Source organism: Bacillus sp. AF62 (assembly GCF_050312695.1).
GTDB classification, from domain to species: Bacteria; Bacillota; Bacilli; order Bacillales; family Bacillaceae_G; genus Bacillus_A; species Bacillus_A cereus.
Window position 1 is genome coordinate 1 of the sequence record NZ_JBNPJZ010000104.1, and the last position, 336, is coordinate 336.

The window sequence follows — 336 nt, forward strand, 5'->3', positions numbered from 1 at the left end:
GATCCATTCCAAGTTCAAGGTACGTTAACTGAGCTTCAGAAGTCACAAATTCAAAAGGATCAAACATTCACTGTAACTGCAAAAGCAAATAGCAAGAAGAAGTGGACAGGTAAGATTACAGAGGTAAGTGAGTTCCCAACGAGCGCAGAGATGGCGCAAGCTGGCGGCGTGGGTGAAGCAACTCAAAATATGTCTCAGTATACATATAAAGCAAGTCTTGATAGTCAAGATGGTTTATCTCCGGGTTACCACGTTTCATTGCAAGTAAACTTAGAGAATAAGACGATGATTGCTGTTCCAAGTAAAAGCATTGTAGAAAAAGGCGATGATGCATTT

The 336-nt window shown here is 40.8% G+C and carries 1 pseudogene; it reads left to right on the top strand.

The features are described 5' to 3' along the window. Nucleotides 1–336 (top strand): annotated as a pseudogene (locus tag ACQRBL_RS27585) (efflux transporter periplasmic adaptor subunit); the annotation flags it as partial.